This window comes from Streptomyces sp. NBC_00005 (assembly GCF_045160215.1).
In the GTDB taxonomy this organism is placed as follows: Bacteria; Actinomycetota; Actinomycetes; order Streptomycetales; family Streptomycetaceae; genus Streptomyces.
The window spans coordinates 2981461-3000173 of record NZ_CP108316.1 but is presented as its reverse complement, the minus strand read 5'-3'; the positions used below and the strand labels follow the sequence as shown (position 1 = coordinate 3000173).

At 70.8% G+C, this 18713-nt stretch carries 20 protein-coding genes; 7 read left to right on the top strand and 13 right to left on the bottom strand.

Annotation, left to right across the window (positions count from 1 at the left end; genetic code table 11):
• The first annotated feature begins 235 nt into the window (after positions 1-235).
• A complete protein-coding gene (locus OG303_RS13980) occupies positions 236-481 on the top strand; it encodes a hypothetical protein (protein WP_405868386.1) in 246 nt (81 codons plus the stop codon).
• A 97-nt stretch (positions 482-578) separates the two neighbouring features.
• Here OG303_RS13980 and OG303_RS13975 read toward each other — a convergent pair whose 3' ends face one another.
• The 3 genes from OG303_RS13975 to OG303_RS13965 form a co-directional block, all read right to left on the bottom strand.
• Entirely contained in the window at positions 579-1433 is an 855-nt protein-coding gene (locus OG303_RS13975; RefSeq protein WP_405868384.1) for an alpha/beta fold hydrolase, read from the bottom strand.
• Positions 1434-1776: 343 nt separating this feature from the next.
• On the bottom strand, positions 1777-3006 hold the full coding sequence (locus OG303_RS13970) for a GNAT family N-acetyltransferase (protein WP_405868382.1): 1230 nt from the start codon (positions 3004-3006) through the stop codon (positions 1777-1779).
• Positions 3007-3162: 156 nt separating this feature from the next.
• Positions 3163-3903: a peptidyl-tRNA hydrolase gene (locus tag OG303_RS13965; protein WP_405868380.1), complete on the bottom strand. Its 741-nt coding sequence runs from the start codon at positions 3901-3903 to the stop codon at positions 3163-3165.
• 53 nt (positions 3904-3956) lie between these two features.
• On the opposite strand from OG303_RS13965, the gene OG303_RS13960 reads away from it, so the two are divergent.
• Both OG303_RS13960 and OG303_RS13955 read left to right on the top strand, forming a co-directional pair.
• Entirely contained in the window at positions 3957-4829 is an 873-nt protein-coding gene (locus OG303_RS13960) for an ATP-binding cassette domain-containing protein (RefSeq protein WP_405868378.1), read from the top strand.
• Positions 4826-5497: an ABC transporter gene (locus tag OG303_RS13955; protein WP_405868376.1), complete on the top strand. Its 672-nt coding sequence runs from the start codon at positions 4826-4828 to the stop codon at positions 5495-5497. The genes OG303_RS13960 and OG303_RS13955 overlap by 4 nt, the downstream gene beginning before the upstream one ends.
• Here OG303_RS13955 and OG303_RS13950 read toward each other — a convergent pair.
• From OG303_RS13950 to zapE, 8 genes are all read right to left on the bottom strand, one after another.
• Complete coding sequence (locus tag OG303_RS13950; RefSeq protein ID WP_405868374.1) at positions 5489-5677, bottom strand: hypothetical protein; 189 nt, start codon at positions 5675-5677, stop codon at positions 5489-5491. The genes OG303_RS13955 and OG303_RS13950 overlap by 9 nt on opposite strands.
• Before the next feature lie 18 nt (positions 5678-5695).
• Positions 5696-6538, bottom strand: coding sequence for a polysaccharide deacetylase family protein (locus OG303_RS13945; RefSeq protein WP_405868372.1), 843 nt, complete (start codon positions 6536-6538; stop codon positions 5696-5698).
• Positions 6539-6820: 282 nt separating this feature from the next.
• Entirely contained in the window at positions 6821-8188 is a 1368-nt protein-coding gene (locus OG303_RS13940) for an alkaline phosphatase PhoX (protein ID WP_405868370.1), read from the bottom strand.
• A 95-nt stretch (positions 8189-8283) separates the two neighbouring features.
• The gene (locus OG303_RS13935; RefSeq protein ID WP_405868368.1) at positions 8284-9120 is read right to left on the bottom strand and encodes a slipin family protein; all 837 of its coding nucleotides are present in this window, start codon (positions 9118-9120) and stop codon (positions 8284-8286) included.
• 103 nt (positions 9121-9223) lie between these two features.
• On the bottom strand, positions 9224-10681 hold the full coding sequence (locus OG303_RS13930) for a SulP family inorganic anion transporter (protein ID WP_405868367.1): 1458 nt from the start codon (positions 10679-10681) through the stop codon (positions 9224-9226).
• A gap of 8 nt (positions 10682-10689) precedes the next feature.
• Positions 10690-11268, bottom strand: coding sequence for a carbonic anhydrase (locus OG303_RS13925; protein ID WP_405868365.1), 579 nt, complete (start codon positions 11266-11268; stop codon positions 10690-10692).
• A gap of 98 nt (positions 11269-11366) precedes the next feature.
• The gene (locus OG303_RS13920; RefSeq protein ID WP_405868363.1) at positions 11367-11759 is read right to left on the bottom strand and encodes a hypothetical protein; all 393 of its coding nucleotides are present in this window, start codon (positions 11757-11759) and stop codon (positions 11367-11369) included.
• A gap of 187 nt (positions 11760-11946) precedes the next feature.
• Positions 11947-13053 (bottom strand): cell division protein ZapE, encoded by a 1107-nt coding sequence (gene zapE, locus OG303_RS13915; protein WP_405868361.1) that lies wholly within the window; start codon positions 13051-13053, stop codon positions 11947-11949.
• 37 nt (positions 13054-13090) lie between these two features.
• Here zapE and OG303_RS13910 point away from each other — a divergent pair, with 37 nt between their 5' ends.
• The 4 genes from OG303_RS13910 to msrB all read left to right on the top strand — a co-directional run bounded on the left by OG303_RS13910 (position 13091) and on the right by msrB (position 16423).
• The gene (locus tag OG303_RS13910; RefSeq protein ID WP_405868359.1) at positions 13091-13921 is read left to right on the top strand and encodes a pyrimidine reductase family protein; all 831 of its coding nucleotides are present in this window, start codon (positions 13091-13093) and stop codon (positions 13919-13921) included.
• A gap of 136 nt (positions 13922-14057) precedes the next feature.
• On the top strand, positions 14058-14531 hold the full coding sequence (locus OG303_RS13905; RefSeq protein WP_405868357.1) for an indole-3-glycerol phosphate synthase: 474 nt from the start codon (positions 14058-14060) through the stop codon (positions 14529-14531).
• Between the two features lie 82 nt (positions 14532-14613).
• Positions 14614-16002: a UDP-N-acetylmuramate--L-alanine ligase gene (gene murC / locus OG303_RS13900; protein WP_405868355.1), complete on the top strand. Its 1389-nt coding sequence runs from the start codon at positions 14614-14616 to the stop codon at positions 16000-16002.
• Between the two features lie 13 nt (positions 16003-16015).
• On the top strand, positions 16016-16423 hold the full coding sequence (gene msrB / locus OG303_RS13895; RefSeq protein WP_405868354.1) for a peptide-methionine (R)-S-oxide reductase MsrB: 408 nt from the start codon (positions 16016-16018) through the stop codon (positions 16421-16423).
• Here msrB and OG303_RS13890 read toward each other — a convergent pair.
• Together OG303_RS13890 and OG303_RS13885 are read right to left on the bottom strand one after the other, a co-directional pair.
• On the bottom strand, positions 16383-17618 hold the full coding sequence (locus tag OG303_RS13890) for a hypothetical protein (protein WP_405868352.1): 1236 nt from the start codon (positions 17616-17618) through the stop codon (positions 16383-16385). The two genes, msrB and OG303_RS13890, sit on opposite strands and share 41 nt — an antisense overlap.
• Before the next feature lie 82 nt (positions 17619-17700).
• Complete coding sequence (locus OG303_RS13885; RefSeq protein ID WP_405868350.1) at positions 17701-18315, bottom strand: HAD-IB family phosphatase; 615 nt, start codon at positions 18313-18315, stop codon at positions 17701-17703.
• Positions 18316-18713: the final 398 nt, after the last annotated feature.

Below are 18713 nucleotides of genomic sequence, written 5' to 3'. Positions count from 1 at the left end.
ATGGGCTATTGGACCCTACAGGTGCCGATGGCGGTGCTTCGGATACGTTCCCTTCCGCCCGCGTACCGGGGTCGGGCCGCGAGGCGTACGCGGGAGTCAAGGCTGCGCGGGATGAACAGTGTCCGAGGGACAGTTCCGGTCGAGCCGGTTTCGCCGAGCGCGTTGCCGGGAGTGCGGCGAAATCGGTACCTATCCTGATCAAGCTCCCTATTTCGCTGCTTTCAGGAGATTGGCCATGGAACTCAAGCCCCTCGCTCGGGTGGCGATCGCTGCCATCGTCACCGGTACTGCCATCGTCGCCGCTGTCGGCCCGGCCGTCGCAGCCCCTTCGCAAGCGTCGGTCGTCCGAGAGATCGCCCCGAGCCCGGGCGACGCCGGCGCTGTTGGTGGTGGGACGGGGAAGGGTCTCGTCGATTTTGGCGCCGCCACTATCGACTTTGTCGGCCGCCTCATTGGTACGGGCGGCAGCGGTCACACCTGAGCGGGCCGGGCGTGCCGCCGGATTCGTGATCACCGTCCGGTCGGACAGTCGGCGGCGGTCCGGCGGACAACCCTCAAGGGCCTTTTCGGCGACCGCATCAACCCTGTGTCTCTGCGGCGGTATGCGCGATGACCGCGCCAACGATCGTCTCCCAGTCTGCTCGGTCGACCCCGTGGCCTGCGTCTTCCAAGGGCAACAGCCTTGCGGCGGGGATCTCTTCCGCAAGTGCCTCGCCGTGCCCGACGGGGAACATGGGATCCGCGGTCCCATGAATCACCAAGGTGGACACGGCGATCGACGACAAGGGCTCTCGGGAATGCTCGCCGTCCGGAAGCGAGTCGTGGTTTTGCACGGCGGCGAAGTCGTGTGCCCGCTCGACGTCGCGACGGACAAGGTCGCGGACGGCGGTCTCGTCGAACAGGCGCCGGCCGCCTGCGAGCACACCCGAGTAGTCGACCAGGTAATCGATCACCGAGGCGGTCTGCGACCAATCGGCATGTGCGGACGACACGAACCGCACGAACTCCTCGGTCGGCGGCGGCAGTTCGCGGTCGCCGGACGTAGCGGGGGAGGTGCTGATCAGGACGAGCGAGCGGACTCGATCGGCATGGTCGAGCGCGACCAGTTGGGCAATGGCCCCTCCGGCCGAGACACCCACCACGTGCGCGGCCGGGATCTCGTAGGCGTCGAGTACGCCGACCGCGTCGCCGACCAGATCCGCGCCGGTGTATCCGGGGTGGCCCAGCTCGTAGGTGAGGGATCGACCGGTGTCGCGGTGGTCGTAACGGATCACGAACCGTCCGCCCTCGGCGAGCATCCGGCAGAAGTCCTCCTCCCACCAGAGCATCGAAGCCCCGGTGCCCATGATGAGCAGGATCGGTGGGTCCGACGGATCGCCAAAAGGCTCGGTGCACAGGGCCACACCATCGGTGTCAATCATGCGCTCGGACATCGCCACGTCTCCTCACCGGGCCCATTGTCCATCTGTACGGGGCTGGGAGATGGCCGCCGCGGCGGACCCGGCCGTAGTCGTGCGGTAACCGGAAGAGTCCACGGACCTCGTCCGGCGGACCGGGCCGGGCCGGGTCGGTCGGACCATGGTCAGCAACCCGGTGCAGAGTCTCCGCGTCGCCGCTCCGGCAGAACCAGTTCGGCGAAATCGCTGTCATTTCCGGTGCGCGAGAATCGCCTTGGCGAAGTTGGTGGCCAGCGTAGGGGCATCGGGTCCGGGGGCGTCCTCGCCGAACGGTACGTCCTGCGGCGGCTCGGTTGTTCAGGGTCGGTGAAGCGCGGGGTCAGAACCAGTGCAGGCAGTGCGGGGCGCGCTCGGCGCGGAACAGGGCGTCGGCCAGGGTGGCCGCCCCCGGGCGGTGGGCCCGGATGTGTCCGGCACGCACGAGCGTGCTCGGGGCGGTGCCGCCGAGGTAGACCGAGCCCAGGTCGCTCACGTCCAGGGACAGGTCGGGCTCCCGGTCCGTCGGGACGCAGTCGGCCTTGTTGTCCCGGACCGTCAGCAGGTAGCGGCCGTGCTCGCCCAGGAACGGGTCGTCGACGTCGAGGACGAGCTCGCCGTCCGTGAACCAGCCGCGCGCGGTCAGCGCACGCGGGACGTCCAGCAGCCGCACCCAGAGCCAGTCCATGTCGCCGCTCACCTCGCCGGCGCGGCGGTCCGCAAGCTGCCAACGCAGCGGGTGCTCGGGCGGGACGTGCTTGAACACGACCTTGGTGACCAGGTCGTGTCCGAGCACGAACCGGGCCAGGGCCGTGAAGACGGCGTTGTCGGTGGTGATGGTCTCGTCGACCGTCAAGGTGCCGGACTCGATCGAGTAGCTGGCGTACCCGTCCGGGACGCCGTCGGCGTCCCGGTGGACGGCGACGTAGCGCGGCTTCGCAGAGACCGGGGGCTGCCCCGCGCCCAAGGCCCACCAGCGGTGCGGCCGGGACAGCGCGCCGGGCTGGGCGCGGCGGTACCGGTCGTAGACCTCTTCCAGAATCTCGCCGCACTCGGCACGACGCAGCACCTCGACCGAGCCGTTGTCCGAGCCGGTCGCTGGTGCGTCGGCCACTCCGCGTGCCCGGGGAACGGCGAGGGCGGCCTTGTGGCGCGGCACCGTCAGCTGTGCCGTGTAGGCCGCCGGCCCGTAGCCGAACCTGCCGTAGATCAGGGCCTCGGAGGCCAGCAGCACCGAGAGGAATTCCCCGCGGGCCCGCAGCTCGGCGAGCTGATGCCGCATCATCGCGCTGAGCACGCCCTGGCGCCGGTGCGAGGGCAGCACGCCGACGGCGGTCACCCCGGAGGCCGGGACGAGGGTCTCACCGGGCAGGGTGAGCTCGAAGGAGTACGCACCGGCGGTGCCGACGGGCCGCCCGTCCGCCGTCAGAGCGAGCAGACAGCGGTCCATTTCGAGCGCCGACCACCAGAGCCCGCCGCCCTCGATCGGGGTTTCCGGGAAGAGCCCGAACGCGGCATGGACTGTGTCGACGAAGACGTCAAGGTCCTCATCGGCCGTGGAACGAATCTCCATAGCTGCCGCTGCCTCCTGGGATATCGGCTCCACGACTCGTGGCGTCCGGCCACAGTGCACCGTTGCCACATGGCCCGGTCAACCGAATTACGGCCGGGCCGCCGGCCGGTCACAGCACAGCCCGGTCCAGCCCTGCCCCGGCGGCGAGTTGCTCGCCTACTGCTGCCGCTCGCGCGGGAGAGGGCAGAAGCGACTGCCTCCTTCGACTGCGACGGTCAGCCCGGGAGCGATCTCCGTGAAGCCCGCATCGCGCACCAACGGCAGCCCGCTCGCGGTCAGTTCACCCCAGTGGCCCGGGTCCGCGCTCCGTACGGCGAGTGGGAAGCCCGCGTCCCGCCAGGTCTTCCGCTCCTCGTCCGACAGTTCCCACCAGGCCAGTTGGGCGCCGTGCCCCGCCTGGGCCATCGCCTTTCCGGCGGACATGTCGAGGTCGGGGTTCAGCCACAGCACGGGCGCCCCGGGGTCCGCCTCCACCGGCGGTTCCGGATCGTCGAGATCGGTACCGGAGACCTGCAACTTGACGAGGTCCTTGGGCCAGCCGTCGAGCGGCACGGGCGGGAAGACACGTACCTCCGCCGACTTCCCGGTCACCGTGATCCCGGGCAACGCCTCGGCCCGCCGCCACTCGGCGCCGCGGGCGCGCCGCACCACCTTGCGGATCCGGGCGTCCTGCCAGTCCCGCATGACCTGGGACCACTCGCCGTCCCCGAGGGACCGCTCGTCGCCGAGCATCACCAGAACGGCCCGGGCGGCGGTCTCCAGGGCGTCGGTGCGGGCGGGCGGCGCCGCCTTCTCGATGCGTACGACGAGAGGCAGTACGTACTGCGGCGCCTGATCGCGCTCGCTGGGTTCGGACCGGAAAGGACTGTCGCCGTGGGGCGTCACATCATGGCTCACACCGGCCAACCCTAAAGGGGCGCGGGCGGTGTCACGTTTGCGAGGATGCCTCCATGCAACGCGATCTTCGGCTGGACAACGTCGGCCGCCGCTACGGCATCCGCGGCCCCTGGGTCTTACGCGGCGTCCACCTCGCGGTGGCGCCGGGCACGTTGATCCGCGTCGAAGGACCGAACGGCACCGGCAAATCCACCCTCCTGCGCCTCCTCGCCGGCATCGACGCCCCCAGCGAGGGCCGCATCACCGGCCGCCCCCGCACGGCCTACGTCCCCGAACGCTTCCCCTCCGCCCTCCCCTTCACCCCGCACGGCTACCTCACCCACCTCGGCACGATCCACGGCCTGTCCCGCCCGACGGCGGCCCGTGCCGCGGACGAGTGGCTGGACCGCTTCGGCGCGGCCGCCTACGCAGGCACCCCCATGGCCCAGCTGTCCAAGGGGAGCAGCCAGAAGGTCGCCGTGGCGCAGGCCCTGCTCGCCGAACCGGAGCTGCTCGTCCTCGACGAGGCCTGGACGGGCCTGGACGCGGCCGCCCGCGAAGAGCTGGAACGGGCCGTCGCCGAGCGCACCGCCGTCGGCGGAGCCGTGGTGTTCGTGGACCACGACCCGCGCCGCCTGGCGGGGGCGCCCGACACGACATACACCGTGCGCGACGGCGCCCTCGAAACCCGTACCCGAGAGATCACCGCGCCGGACGACGGCCCGCAGGTCGTGGTCGAGGCGCAGGGCCCGCGGGGCGGGCAGCCGCCCACCGACGTGCTGGGCACCCTCGTCTCGGCCGAGGAGACCGCGCCGGGCGTGTACCGCCTCGCCGTCCCCGCGTCCCACTCCGACGTCGTGCTGCGCACCCTGCTGACGGCCCGACCGCCGTGGCACGTGGTCAGCGTGCAGCCCCTCGACAAGCCCGACAAGGACAGCCACCGATGACCGCCCTCCTCCGCTACCAGGCCGCCCTTCTCGTGCGCTCGCAGCGCTGGCTGCCGCCGATCATCCTGTACGCGGCCTTCCTCGGGATCGGTGTGCAGGGCGGACAGCCGGTGCTCGACTCGCTCGGCTACGCGGCCGCGGCCCTGTTGCCCGTCGCCGCCTGGCTGGTTCGGATCTGCGTCACGGTCGAACCGCCCGCCGCACGCGCGTGCGTGGCCACGGCCGCCGGGCCGGGGCGGGCGCATCTGGCCCGGCTGCTGGTGGCGTTGATGACCGCGGTGGCGCTCGGTACGGTCACCACCCTCATGGTGACGCTGATCAGTGCACCGGCGAGCACGGACCACAAGACCCGGGTGGAGCTGCTTCCGGCCGGCCTGGCCGGGCTGCTCGCCGCGCTGGCCTGCGCGCTGCTCGGTACGGCCGTCGGTGCGCTCGCCAACTGGCCGGTGCTGCGCTCACCCGGCCGAGCGGTGCCGGCGACCCTGCTCGCGGCGCTGCTGTCGGCGGTCTCGACGGGCTCGCCCGCGCATGCGGCGGTCAGCGGCCTGGTCGAGGGCTCGCAGTCGGGCACCGTCCCCGTACCCCTGCTGCCGCTCGCCGCGGCCGCGGTCCTCGCCGCAGTGGCGACCGCGGTGGCCTGCGCCCTCACGTCCCGCCGGTCACCCTGAGCAGGCCGTCCGCTGCGCCTCCTGCCACTCGCAGACGGGGCAGAGAGTGATCCCCTTGTACGACTCCGGATACTCGGTCGGCTCGCGACACAGCACGCACTCGGCGTACGGCGGCCCGTCGGCCCTCGGCGGCCGGGTCGCGTCGATCAAGCAGTAGGCGTCGTCGCCGTCGTCGCTCATGCCTCCAGCGTAAGCCGGTCATCGCCGGCCGCCCGTGGCTCCGATCAGCTGGGACACCTTCACGAACCGGAAGCCCTTCCTGCGCAGCTCCGGCACGATCGTCCGTACCGCGCGCTCGGTCACCGGGGCGGCGCTCCGCGTGCAGTGCATGACGACCACCGACCCGGGCCGCACCCCCTCCAGCACCTGCCGGGCCACCGCGTCGGCGTCCGTCGCGAACGCGTCGCCGCTCACCACGTCCCACTGCACGGCGGTGACGCCGGTCGCTGCCAGCGCCTTCAGGGCCTGCTGGTCGTAACACCCGCCCGGGAAGCGGAAGTACGGCATCGCATCCGGCACCCCGGCCCTGCGGAACGCGGTGTACGCCCGCTCCACGTCCGACCGCATCCGGGCTTCCGAGACGGTCGGCAGCCCGTAGCAGTTCCCGGTGAAGGCGTAGTGGCTGTAGGAGTGATTGGCCACCTCGAACAGCGGGTCCCGCCCGATGGACCGCGCCTCCACCGGGTACTCGTCGGCCCACCGCCCGGTCATGAACACGGTCGCCGGGACCTTCAGTGCTCGTAGCGTCGCGATGAGCTGCGGATTGTCGAAGTGCTCACCCGCCGCCGCCCGTGCCCCCTCGTCGGCGGTCATGTCGGCGTCGAAGGTGAGCGCGACCGTTTTGCCCTGCGTGCGGGCGCCGTTCTTGAAGACGGGGACGAGGCCGGCCGGGCCGGGGGCGAGGGTCGGGGGCCGGGACGGGACGGCGGAGGTCGCGGAGGGGGCCGGGCGAGCGGTGTGGGGCGCGTCGGGGGCGCCGCAGGCGGTGAGCGCGGCGCCGAGTGCACAGGCGGCGGCTACTTGGCGTACTTGAATGATCACCGCATGAACATAACGGGATAAATCGGACGATCATCGGATCGCCGCACCTCACGGTCCTCGATGTCGCCGGGGCGGAACCTCCACTGCTTGTCGGCGCGGTCGGGCGGTCGAGGCGCAGCTCCCGCTCCTCGGCCGTGGTGGGTGTCCGGAACGCCGAATGCGGGGACGGGCGTGTCATCGCCGCCGTCCCCGCATCCGAAGCGAGCTTCCGCACTGCCACCTCGGCGACGATCGCGAGCCCGCGGCGCAGGGCGGAGCGTCAGCCGTGGGGCCGGGGCATGGCTACCTGCGCCACGGTCCCGTCACCGCGAACGTCGTGCCGGGCGTGTAGCAGTTGACGTACATCGTGCGGCCGTCCGGCGAGAAGGTGACCCCGGCGAACTCGCCCCACTCCGGGGCCTCCGGGGTGCCGATGTTCTGGCGGCCGCGGGCCATCGCGTACACCTCGCCCTGCCTGGTGACACCGAAGACGTGCTGGGCGCCGTTGCCGTCCTCGCAGACCATGAGGCCGCCGCTGGGCGCGAGGCAGATGTTGTCCGGTGACTCGCCGGGGAGCTGGACGTCGGTGTCCGGGCCGAAGGCGATCACCAGGGTCAGCCGGCGCGACGAGGGGTCGTAGCGCCAGATCTGGCCGAAGTGGTCGGCCGCCGAGCCCTCGGCGCTGTGCGCGAACGACGACACGAAGTACACGCACCGGCCGCCCCAGTAGCAGCCCTCCAGCTTCTGCGCGTGTGTGATGCCCTTCGGGCCGAAGTCCTGGAGGCGGACGGGGGTCTGGGCTGCGAGGGGGTCCGGTACGTCGACCCACTCGATGCCGTCGAAGGTCGCGCCGGTCTCCTGGATGGTGGACAGATCGGGTACGCCCGGCACGCGCATCGCCTGCAGCCGGCCGCCCGCGCGCAGCGAACCGACGCCGCCCAGCGGCTTGTTGGGGAGGAAACGGTAGAACAGGCCGAAGGGCTTGAGGAACGCGTCCTCGGTCTCGTAGACGACCCCGTGCCTGGGGTCGATCGCGGTGGCCTCGTGCTGGAAGCGGCCCATCGCGGTCAGCGGTACGGCGCCCGTGCGGTGCGGGTCGGACGGGTGGACCTCGAAGATGAAGCCGTGGTCCTTGGTGTAGCCGTTGGTGCCGGCCTTGTCCTCGGTCTCCTCGCAGGTCAGCCAGGTGCCCCAAGGGCTGGGCCCGCCCGCGCAGTTGACGGCCGTACCGGCGATGGCGACGCGCTCGGACAGGACGTTGTTGTGTCCGTCCAGCGTGAGGGCCGTACAGCCGCCCTGGCCCGCCGGGTCGTAGGTGAGGCCCGCGACGGTGGGTACGGCGAACTTCGCCGTGGGGCGGTTCTCGTGGTTGCGGACCAGGTGGACGCGACCGTGTCTGCCGGGCAGGGCGGTCATGCCGTCGTGGTTGGAGGGGACCGTGCCCTCGCCGGAGCGGAGCCGGTCTCCCTCCCGGGAGAGGACCTTGTAGCGGAAGCCGGCCGGCAGGTCGAGCAGGCCGTCCGGGTCGGGGACCAAGGGGCCGTAGCCGGTGTGGCCGATGTCCTGGGCCGCCGCGGTTCCGGCGAAGAGTTCGGAGAGGGCACCCGTGAAGGCGATGCCTGCTCCCAGGGCGCCGGTACGGGCGAGGATCTGACGTCGTGTCGCAGACATGTGGAGGTGCAACCTTCCTGTTGGCGGACAGGAACTGTGACCTCGCTGTGTCTATCACCAGGCGCGTGGCTGGGGAACCACGCGCGTAGCTCGTGTCACTTCTCGATCTGGTGATCGCTCTGCTGGTCGTGCTGGTGGGAGTGCTGTTGCTCGTGGGGGTGCTCGTGCGGGTGCTCCTGTGCCCGCTCCAGGAAGCGCAGCAGTTCCACCGGGAAGGGGAGCACGAGGGTGGAGTTCTTCTCGGCGGCGACCGCCACCACCGTTTGCAGCAACCGCAACTGGAGTGCGGCGGGCTGCTCGGACATCTCCTTGGCGGCCTCGGCCAGCTTCTTGGAGGCCTGGAGTTCGGCGTCCGCGTTGATGACCCGGGCGCGCCGCTCCCGGTCGGCCTCCGCCTGCCGGGCCATGGAGCGCTTCATCGTGTCCGGCAGGGACACGTCCTTGATCTCGACGCGGTCGATCTGCACGCCCCAGCCGATCGCCGGGCTGTCGATCATCAGCTCCAGACCCTGGTTGAGCTTCTCCCGGTTGGACAGGAGGTCGTCCAGGTCGCTCTTGCCGATGATCGAGCGCAGCGAGGTCTGTGCCATCTGGGAGACCGCGAACTTGTAGTCCTCGACATTGATCAGGGCGTTGGGGGCGTCGACCACCTTGAAGTAGACGACGGCGTCCACCCGGACGGTCACGTTGTCCCGGGTGATGCCCTCCTGGGCCGGCACCGGCATCGTGACGATCTGCATGTTCACCTTGCTCATCCGGTCCACGAACGGAACGATCATGGTGAATCCGGGCGGCCGCGCCTCGCCGGCCAGCTGCCCGAGCCGGAAGACCACCCCGCGCTCGTACTGCTTGACGACCCGTGCCGCCGCGGTGACGTAGACGACCCCGGCGGCACCGACCGCGACGGCTGCCGTCAACAGCTCCTCGAGCATGATGACCCCCTCTGTCCAGAGGCCTCGTATGTCTGCTCTTGCAACGATATGCCCGATGGCCGGTCCCGGGCCACGAAGGACCCGGGACCGGCCATCGACGCGCTTACCGAGCGGTGACCCGCACCGGTTCGGTGCCGACCTCGCTGTGTCGCTCGGCCCAGTTCTCCAGGGCCGTACGGCAGGCGTGGTCGAGGTGGTGCAGCCCGGACAGGTCCAGTTCGACCGGGCGGTCCTGGGGCAGCGCCTCCAGGCTGTCGAGGATCTTCGGCAGCCGCAGGAAGGTCGCGTTGCCCGAGAGGTGTGCCTGGACGGGGCCCGCGCCCTTGTCGACGATCTCCAGCTTGAGGTGCGAGGCCTCCCAGGCGGTCTTGGCGACGGCGAGTGCCAGACCGATGAGGACGCCCTCGAACATGCTGACCGCGACGATCGACACGGCCGTGACGACCAGGATCAGCGCCTCGCCGCGGTGCTCGCGCCACAGCGACACGATCTCGCGGACGGGGATCAGCTTGGCGCCGGAGTAGACGAGGATGCCCGCGAGGGCCGGGATCGGGATGTAGGCGAGGACGCCCGGAAGCAGGGCGGCGAACAGCAGCAGCCACACGCCGTGCAGTACACGGGACGCCTTCGTCCGCGCGCCCGCCTGGACGTTCGCCGCGCTGCGCACGATCACCGCGGTCATCGGCAGGGCGCCGAGGAGCCCGCACAGTGCGTTGCCCGCGCCCTGCGCGACCAGCTCCTTGTCGTACTCGGTGCGCGGCCCGTCGTGCAGCCGGTCCACGGCCGCCGCGCTGAACAGCGACTCGGCGGACGCGATCAGGGTGAACGCGACGACCGTGCCGAGCAGACCGATGTTCGCGAGGTCGCCGAAGGCGCTCAGCGAGGGCGGCTGGATGGAGCCCAGCAGACCCTTGACCTCGACGGTGGCGACCGGCAGCGAGAACACCAGCGCGGCGAGGGTCGCGAGACCGACCGCGGCGAGCGGTCCGGGGACCGTGCGCACCTGCTTCGGCATCCGCTTCCACAGCACGAGTACGGCGATGGTGCCGGCGCCGAGGAGGAGCGAGGCGAGCGCCTCCCTGTTCTGGACGGCATCGACGAGTGCACCCGGGAGTTGGGCTATTTTCGCCAGGCCGGAGGCGGGCGCCTTGGCGTCCGCCATCGAGTAGAGCTGCCCGGCGATCAGCACGAGACCGATGCCGGCCAGCATGCCCTCGACGACCGAGACCGAGATGGCCCGGAAGTAGCGCCCCAGCTTCAGGGTGCCCATGAGGATCTGGAGGGCGCCGGTGGCGAGCACGACCACGCCGAGTGCCGGCAGCCCGAACTCCTGCACCGCCTCGAAGACCAGCACGGTCAGACCCGCCGCGGGCCCGGAGACCTGCAGACTGCTGCCGCGCATGAAGCCGGTGACCAGGCCGCCCACGATGCCGGTGACCAGGCCGAGTTCGGCCGGGACGCCGGAGGCGACGGCCACGCCCACGCACAAGGGGAGCGCCACCAGGAAGACGACCAGGGATGCGGCGAAGTCCTGCCGCAGGTGAGGGAATTTGGTTGTCATCGTGGCGCTCACAGGGCCGCGAAGGCGTCGGAGGCGGCGTCGTGCGCCAGGACGGTGCCGGTGTGCACCTCGTAGTACCAGGCGTGCAGGGACAGTTGACGGCCCTTCAGTTTCTTCTCGATGTACGGGTAGGAGCGCAGCCGCAGCAGCTGCGTCAGGACGTGGCTCTGCACGCCCTCGGCGACGGCCGGGTCCTCGACCGCGCCTGCCGGGCGCGGGGTGGCGTGCGAGAGCCAGTCGCGCACCGCGGGGACGGCGGTCAGGTCGTCGCCGCGCACGAGGGCGCCGACGGCGCCGCAGTGCGAGTGTCCGCAGACCACGATGTCGCGGATGCCGAGCACCTCCACGGCGTACTCGATGGTGCACGCCTCGCTGGTGGGGTGTTCGGAGGCGTACGGCGGGACGATGTTGCCCGCGGTGCGCAGCTCGAAGAGCTCGCCGGGGCGGGCGCCCGTGATCAGGGCCGGGACGACCCTGGAGTCGGAGCAGGTGATGAACAGCACCTGCGGGGACTGGCCTTCGGCGAGTTTGGCGAACTCCTCAGGGCGCTGTCCGAACGTACGGGCGTTGTCGATGAGGGGCTGCATGATGTGGTGACTCCTCCTGGCGCGCCGCAACGGCGCGTCGGTGTGGGAACAGATGTGGGGGGACTGCTCTGAACTCGGTTGGGCAGCAGCTCAGTTGCTCAGCAGCGGAAGACCTGAAGTGCTGCCGGAGAGTGGGATGTCGAGGGTCTCGACATGTGCGGCGCCCGGGGCGCGGCCGGCTGGTGCGCGGACGCGGGGTCCTGGGCCTGCTGGCCGCGATCGGGACCCTCGGGGGCGAAGTCGACCGCGCGGTGGCGGTCGCGGGTACGCAGGGGACCGGTCGGGTCCCCCGAGTGGTCGCAGTGGCGGACCGTGACCGTCTCGCTGCGCAGAGCCTTGCCGGACAGTTTGATTCCGGGCTGGGCTTTGGCCTCGACCTGACGGATCGTGTGCGCGGATGCGAAGGAAGTGTTGGGTGCGAAGAACTGGAGGGCGAGCAGGACGGCGGCGAGGAGCGCGATCGCGGTCCGGGCCGTCGTGATGCGGAACATACGCCCCCCTCCAGGTGGTTCACGCCACTTGCCTCTGCCAAGGACAGCTCAATCACTGATCAATGGCAGGTCAGTCGCTGGTCAACGACTGGTCAAGAGACAGGTTAGCCGTGCAAAGTTGTTTGCAGGGTTAACTTAACGTTTCGAGCTGAAGAGAGCCTGAAATGCGCTGGTGGGGTGGCGCGAACTAGTCGCCCGCGGCGAGTCCCTTGCCATCGCGTGCCAGTGCCGTGAGCCGGGAGATCGCCCGGAAGTACTTCTTGCGGTAACCGCCGTTCAGCATCTCCTCGCTGAACAGCCGGTCGAAGGGCAGTCCTGCGGCCAGGACCGGCACTTCACGGTCGTAGAGCCGGTCCGCGAGCACGACGAGCCGCAGGGCCGTCGACTGGTCGGGGACGGGCCGGACATCGGTGAGGCAGACCGCTTTCAGGCCGTCGGTCAGCGCGCCGTACCGGCTGGGGTGGACCTTGGCGAGATGGTCGAGGAGATGCGGGAAGTCGTCGAGGGAGGCGCCCGCCGTGGCGTACGCCGCCTTGGTCACCTGCTCCTCGGAGAACGGCGCCGGTGCTGCGGGCAGGCCGCGGTGGCGGTAGTCCTCGCCGTCGATGCGCAGGGCGTGGAAGTGGGCGGACAGGCCCTGGATCTCGCGCAGGAAGTCGGCCGCCGCGAAACGGCCCTCACCGAGCTTGCCCGGAAGGGTGTTGGAGGTGGCGGCGAGTGCCACGCCGGCGTCGACGAGCTTGCCGAGCAGGGTCGACACGAGGACGGTGTCGCCGGGGTCGTCGAGCTCGAACTCGTCGATGCACAGGAGGCGGTGGCCGGAAAGGGTCTGCACGGTCTGCTGGAATCCCAGGGCGCCGACGAGGTTCGTCAGCTCGACGAAGGTGCCGAACGCCTTGAGCGCGGGCTCCGCCGGGGTGGCGTGCCAGAGGGAGGCGAGCAGGTGGGTCTTGCCGACGCCGTAGCCGCCGTCGAGGTAGACGCCGCGGGGGCCGGCCGGGATCTTCGGTGCCTTGGCCCTCCCGAACCCGAAGAAGCCGCGCTTTCCGCCGCCGACGGCGTGCGCTCCGCCGAGCCCACCCGCGAAGCCATCGAGGACCCGGACGGCCTCGGTCTGGCTGGGCTGGTTCGGGTCGGGTATGTACGTGCTGAAGCGGACCGAGTCGAAGCGCGGCGGCGGCACCATCTCGGCGACCAGCCGGTCCGCGGGGACGTGCGGCGCGCGGGCGCACAGGGACAGCGGGGCCGCGTCGGCTATCGGGTCGATACCGGGGGCGGAAGGGGAGGACGACACGGTTCACCATGCTAAGCCGCGTGCCAGACTGCACGACATGCGACGCCTGTTCCCTGTGACCGACGAGACAGCGCTGAACACCCCCGGTGAGGGGGGTGGGGCCGGTGGGGTGGGTGCTTTCGAAGCGCCGGCCGACCGCGAGTGGAGCCTCGCCGAACTCGCCGCCGCCTACGCCTACCCCGAGCCGACCGCCGGTGGGCAGCCCGTTCCCTGGCTGCGGGCGAACATGGTGTCCACGCTCGACGGGGCCGCTCAGCACGACGGGCGCTCGCAGCCGATCTCCCATGCGACCGACATGCGGATCTTCGGCACCCTGCGCGCGCTGGCGGACGTGGTGGTCGTCGGCGCGGAAACGGTACGGCAGGAGGGGTACCGGCCCGCACGCGCGCGTGCGGAGTTCGCGGAGCTGCGGGAGGCGGCCGGACAGGGGCCGGCACCGGCGATCGCGGTGGTCAGCGCGAGCCTCGAGCTGGATTTCTCCCTACCCCTGTTCACCTCGCCTCTGGTGCCCACCCTGATCCTCACGGGTGCCTCGGCGGCCCCCGACCGCGTCGCCGCCGCCGAGAAGGCCGGCGCCCGGGTGGTGATCGCCGGCGATGGCGTCGGCGTGGAGCCCGCCCGCGCCGTACGGGCCCTGGGCGAGCTCGGGCACACCCGGCTGCTGACCGAGGGCGGCCCGCGGCTGCTCGGCCAGTGGGTGGCCGCCGGAGTGCTCGACGAGCTCTGTCTCACCGTGGCCCCGATGCTCACCGCCGGCGACGCGCAGCGCATCGCGGGCGGGCCGTCGGTCGCGGTTCCGCAACGCTTCGTGCTCGCGTCGCTGCTGGAGGAGGAGGGGTTTCTCTTCACCCGCTACCAGCGGTCCTGAAAATCGTTCAGCGGTACCGCTCGTCCCGAAAACGGCGGAATCATCCGTTCCGCTCAGCTTCGGGCGGGCACACTGATTCTCGCAGTCGTTCCCGTGACATCACGGGGCAGGATGGTTTCCGCAGAAGGGGCGCCCGGTGTTCACAAGCGTATTGATGATCGAGAAGGCCCTGACGTCCGCAGACGTGGAGTTCGTCACCAGCTTGCACGGGGACGAGGAGGTCTCCTTCCACGTGCTGCTCCAGCCCCGCGGCGATCAGGCGGACCGCCTGCTGCGGGCCATCGACGACGTCGCGCTCGGCGAACTGGACGAGGTCGCGCACGAGCGCGAGGTACCCGAGGGGGAGGCCGCGAGGCCCTTCGGGGAGCGGGCCCTGGAGGTGTCGCTGCAGGCGTTGCATGTCGCCGGCTGCGAGGCGGAGGGGCGGTTGATCGAGGATCATCCGCTGGATGCGTTGAAGGTTCTCGTGGGTGAGGTCGGTGCCGATGAGGTGATCGTGCTGACCGATCCCCACTACGTGGAGGAGTTCTTCCACCGCGACTGGGCGTCCCGGGCCCGGCACAAGGTGGGGGTGCCGGTGTTGAAGCTGTTCTCGCACAGCAAGGCGTAGCAGTCGGCCGCTTCGTCCGGCGCGTGCAAGACGAATAGGGTGGGCTGCTGAACGTTCGCCGCACCACTCCAGGGAGACACGCATGGCACCCGGCCTTCCCACCGCCATGGACCGACCGCACTTCATCGGGATCGGCGGCGCCGGGATGTCGGGGATCGCGAAGATCCTCACGCAGCGCGGGGCCAAGGTGGCGGGCAGTGATGCCAAGGAGTCCGAGACCGCCGAGGCGCTGCGGGCCCTCGGTGCCACCGTGCACATCGGGCACGCGGCGGAGCACCTCGCCGACGACGCGAGCTGTGTGGTCGTGTCGTCGGCGATCCGGAAGGACAATCCGGAGCTGGCGCGCGCGGCCGAGCTGGGGATTCCCGTGGTGCACCGGTCGGACGCCCTCGCCGCGCTCATGGACGGGCTGCGGCCGATCGCGGTCGCCGGTACCCACGGCAAGACCACCACGACGTCGATGCTGGCCGTCTCGCTGAGCGAGCTGGGCCTGAAGCCGTCGTACGCGATCGGTGGCGATCTGGACGCGCCGGGCTCCAACGCGCTGCACGGCGAGGGCGACATCTTCGTCGCCGAGGCCGACGAGTCGGACCGCAGCTTCCACAAGTACGCGCCCGAGGTCGCGATCGTCCTCAACGTCGAGCTCGACCACCACGCCAACTACGCGTCCATGGACGAGATCTACGAGTCCTTCGAGACCTTCGCCGGACGGATCGTGCCCGGCGGCACGCTGGTGATCAACGCGGACCACGAGGGTGCGCGCGAGCTGACCCGGCGGCTGGCCGGTGCGGTGCGAACGGTGACGTACGGAGAGGCCGAGGACGCCGACGTGCGCGTCCTGTCCGTCGTCCCGCAGGGGCTGAAGAGCGAGGTCACCGTCGTGCTGGACGGGCGGGAGCGCACCTTCGCCGTCTCCGTCCCCGGCCGCCACTACGCGCACAACGCCGTGGCCGCGCTCGCCGCGGGCGTCGCGCTGGGTGTCCCCGCCGACGAGCTGGCGCCCGCCCTGGCCGCGTACACCGGCGTGAAGCGCCGTCTGCAGCTGAAGGGCGAGGCGGCCGGCGTCCAGGTCATCGACTCCTACGCCCACCACCCGACGGAGATGACCGCCGACCTGGAGGCGATGCGCTCCGCGGCGGGCGGGGCCCGGATCCTGGTCGTCTTCCAGCCGCACCTGTTCTCCCGTACGCAGGAGCTGGGCACGGAGATGGGCCAGGCGCTGGCGCTGGCGGACGCGTCCGTCGTCCTCGACATCTATCCGGCCCGTGAGGACCCGATCCCCGGTGTGACGAGCGCGCTGATCATCGAGGCGGCGCGGGCCGCGGGCGCCGACGTGACGCCGGTCCACGACAAGACGGAGGTACCGGAGATCGTGGCGGGAATGGCGAAGCCCGGTGATCTCGTTCTCACCATGGGCGCGGGCGACGTCACCGACCTCGGACCGCGCATCCTGGACCGTCTCACGAAGTAAGGGGCTGAGCTTCATGTCGTACGACGTCGAAAAGCCGGACGAGCAGTGGCGTGCGGAGCTGAGCCCGTCGGAGTACGCCGTACTGCGCCAGGCCGCCACGGAGCCCGCCTTCACCGGTGAGTACACCGACACCAAGACGACGGGCGTCTACTCCTGCCGGGCCTGTGGCGCCGAACTGTTCACCTCGGACACGAAGTTCGACTCCCACTGCGGCTGGCCGTCCTTCTTCGATCCGAAGGACACCGACGCCGTGGAGCTCATCGAGGACCGCACGCACGGGATGGTGCGGACCGAGGTGCGGTGCGCGCGGTGCGGGTCGCACCTCGGGCACGTCTTCAAGGGCGAGGGGTATGCGACGCCGACGGACCAGCGGTACTGCATCAACAGCATTTCGTTGCGTCTGGCTCCGCAGGAGGACTGAGCGGCCGTACGACGTGCCCCGCGCCCTGTGCCCGTCGGCCGTGGCGTCTGTTGCGGGGTGTGCGTTGGGGCCACCACAGGACGTAGGCGGCCGACCCGGCCGCGAAGGCGAGGCGGATGAGGCCCTGGGCGGCGGCGGACGGGACGAGCAGGGCGCTGCCGTACAGGGAGATGAGGGCGAGCCAGCTCACCCACGGGACCAGCCGGCGTTGGCCGATCGAGTCCCAGATCAGGGTGCCGAGGAGGACCGAGGCGTTGTAGTACGTGTACACGCTCGGGTCCAGGACGATACGGGCGTCGGCGGCGAGCAGCACGACCGCCGGCCAGCGGTGCCGGCGCACGGCCAGGGCGCCCAGGGCGATCCCGAGGGCCATCTGGGCCGGGCGGTCCCACCAGGGCGTGGCGGGGTCGTGCACGCCGAACCAGCGCAGGGACGACGCGGGCTGGTTGGGGATGGTGAAGTGGGCCGCGGCCAGGGTCTCCAGGTGGGTGAGGTAGAAGGGCAGCCACGCGACGGCCACCAGGCCCACGGTCCAGGCGGCGGCACGCAGGCGTGTGGTGCGCGGCAGCGCCAGCAGGAGGGGCAGGAAGCCGACCGCCCAGGGCTTGGAGTCCACCGCCAGGGCGAGGAGGACCCCCACGGCGGTGGCGTTGCCGCGGACCAGCGCGCGGACGGCGAGGGTGGTGAAGAACAGCGCCAGCACGTCGTCGAGATGGGCGAAACGCACCGCGACCTCCACCCACATCGGGATGAAGGCCGCTCCGGCGATCAGCACGCGCTGCTGGAGGCGTTTGTGGTTGAGCCCCGTCCCCCGGTAGTGGTCGGCGGCGGCGCGGCCGACCAGCACGAGCATGTACAGGCCGAGGCCGGACATGAACGCGTCGGCAAGCTTCTCGCCGAGCTGGGCGGGGAACGGGGCGAACAGTCCTGCGACCAGGAAGCTGACCGGGCCGATCTGCAGCTCGGGGTGGTTGGCGTAGAGGGCGAGGCCGCCGCCGGGGGTCTGGTTGAAGAGGAGTTGCTGACCGGTTCTCAAGTAGTGCCAGGACACGGCTCCGTGACGTTCGGCCACGAAGAACCAGATCGCCGTCCACAGGGCCAGTAACGCGTTGTGCCACCTCACCGGATAGCGGCCGATCCGGCCGATCCGCGCCCCGTCCCTGGGCACGGCTGCCGCCGCCTCCCCGTTCCGCACGTCCCGTCCTCCCCCTCTGCCTCATCCCTGTAGAGGGGGGCTCGGCGCTGTGGGTTGCTCGCGCGGGACCGCGGCCGGAGTGCTACCCGAGGGACACCAGGGCCGCACGGGCGTCGACGACGGTGGTGTTCCCGACGGCGGTGAGCAGGCCGAGACCGTCGGTGCGGGTGCCGTAGCCGAAGCAGTCCCGTGGGTCCGCACGGTGTTCGGCCGCGGCCCGGACGACGGCCTCGGCCTTGGCCGCCGCCGTCATCGGGTGGCGTACCTCGCCGGTCAGGCACCCCTTGCTGTCCAGGCCGGGTTCGGTGCACAGGACGAGGTCGGCGCCCATGTCCTCGCACAGCGGGGCCAGGCACGGCGTGAAGGCTTCGGAGACCAGCGCGGTGAGGTGCCCGGCGTCCTGGTGGGCGCGCAGCGCGGTCACGGCCGGGGCGATGAACGGCGGACCGGTGCGGCGTCCCTGGCGGACCTCCTCGTACCAGTGCCGCCCTTGTTCCATCAGCTCGGCCCACGCGGTACCCGCGTAGAGGCGGTAGTAGGACCGCAGCAGGTCGGGAGGGTCGATGCCGAGTGAGGCCATGGCGCCCAACTGATCCACTTCGTAGGCGTAGGGCGACTCGCCGAGCCGGTAGCGGAGGAAGTCGTACCGGGCGGGGGTGGCGAGCAGTGTTTCGTCCACGTCGAAGAACGCGATCACGGGGGCGGGGTGGCGTGACTTGATGGTCCGGGCCTTCCTGTCGGGACTTGGCGGGTCGGTTCGGCACGAGAACTTCTGTTTTCGTGCACGGATCCGACACACACAGAAGCGCAGCGTGACTGTTTCCTGTCACTTCGGTTGCGATTCGCGTACGGCATTGCGCCAGACCCGATCCGGCCGGAAGCGGTCGTTCCCGTCTCACCTGGCGGTACGACACCTGCTCGGCACGTCGGCCGGGGAATGTTGCCGCTGGGAACCGTGCAGGTCAGATGTCCGCGCCCCTGGCCGGTCGACGGCCTGCATGACAGAGCTGCCCGCGCTGTCACCCGCACGTTTGACCAGCCGGACATCCGCATGTCACAGACAGAACGGCCGAAGCCCGACGGTTTCCCCGCGGT

What these genes read in the sequence shown, in the direction of transcription:
- OG303_RS13980 (WP_405868386.1), top strand. Translation starts at nt 236, where the DNA reads ATGGAACTCAAGCCCCTCGCTCGGGTGGCGATCGCTGCCATCGTCACC.
- OG303_RS13975 (WP_405868384.1), bottom strand. Translation starts at nt 1,433, where the DNA reads ATGTCCGAGCGCATGATTGACACCGATGGTGTGGCCCTGTGCACCGAG.
- OG303_RS13970 (WP_405868382.1), bottom strand. Translation starts at nt 3,006, where the DNA reads ATGGAGATTCGTTCCACGGCCGATGAGGACCTTGACGTCTTCGTCGAC.
- OG303_RS13960 (WP_405868378.1), top strand. Translation starts at nt 3,957, where the DNA reads ATGCAACGCGATCTTCGGCTGGACAACGTCGGCCGCCGCTACGGCATC.
- OG303_RS13955 (WP_405868376.1), top strand. Translation starts at nt 4,826, where the DNA reads ATGACCGCCCTCCTCCGCTACCAGGCCGCCCTTCTCGTGCGCTCGCAG.
- OG303_RS13950 (WP_405868374.1), bottom strand. Translation starts at nt 5,677, where the DNA reads ATGAGCGACGACGGCGACGACGCCTACTGCTTGATCGACGCGACCCGG.
- OG303_RS13940 (WP_405868370.1), bottom strand. Translation starts at nt 8,188, where the DNA reads ATGTCTGCGACACGACGTCAGATCCTCGCCCGTACCGGCGCCCTGGGA.
- OG303_RS13935 (WP_405868368.1), bottom strand. Translation starts at nt 9,120, where the DNA reads ATGCTCGAGGAGCTGTTGACGGCAGCCGTCGCGGTCGGTGCCGCCGGG.
- OG303_RS13930 (WP_405868367.1), bottom strand. Translation starts at nt 10,681, where the DNA reads ATGACAACCAAATTCCCTCACCTGCGGCAGGACTTCGCCGCATCCCTG.
- OG303_RS13925 (WP_405868365.1), bottom strand. Translation starts at nt 11,268, where the DNA reads ATGCAGCCCCTCATCGACAACGCCCGTACGTTCGGACAGCGCCCTGAG.
- OG303_RS13920 (WP_405868363.1), bottom strand. Translation starts at nt 11,759, where the DNA reads ATGTTCCGCATCACGACGGCCCGGACCGCGATCGCGCTCCTCGCCGCC.
- OG303_RS13910 (WP_405868359.1), top strand. Translation starts at nt 13,091, where the DNA reads ATGCGACGCCTGTTCCCTGTGACCGACGAGACAGCGCTGAACACCCCC.
- murC (WP_405868355.1), top strand. Translation starts at nt 14,614, where the DNA reads ATGGCACCCGGCCTTCCCACCGCCATGGACCGACCGCACTTCATCGGG.
- msrB (WP_405868354.1), top strand. Translation starts at nt 16,016, where the DNA reads ATGTCGTACGACGTCGAAAAGCCGGACGAGCAGTGGCGTGCGGAGCTG.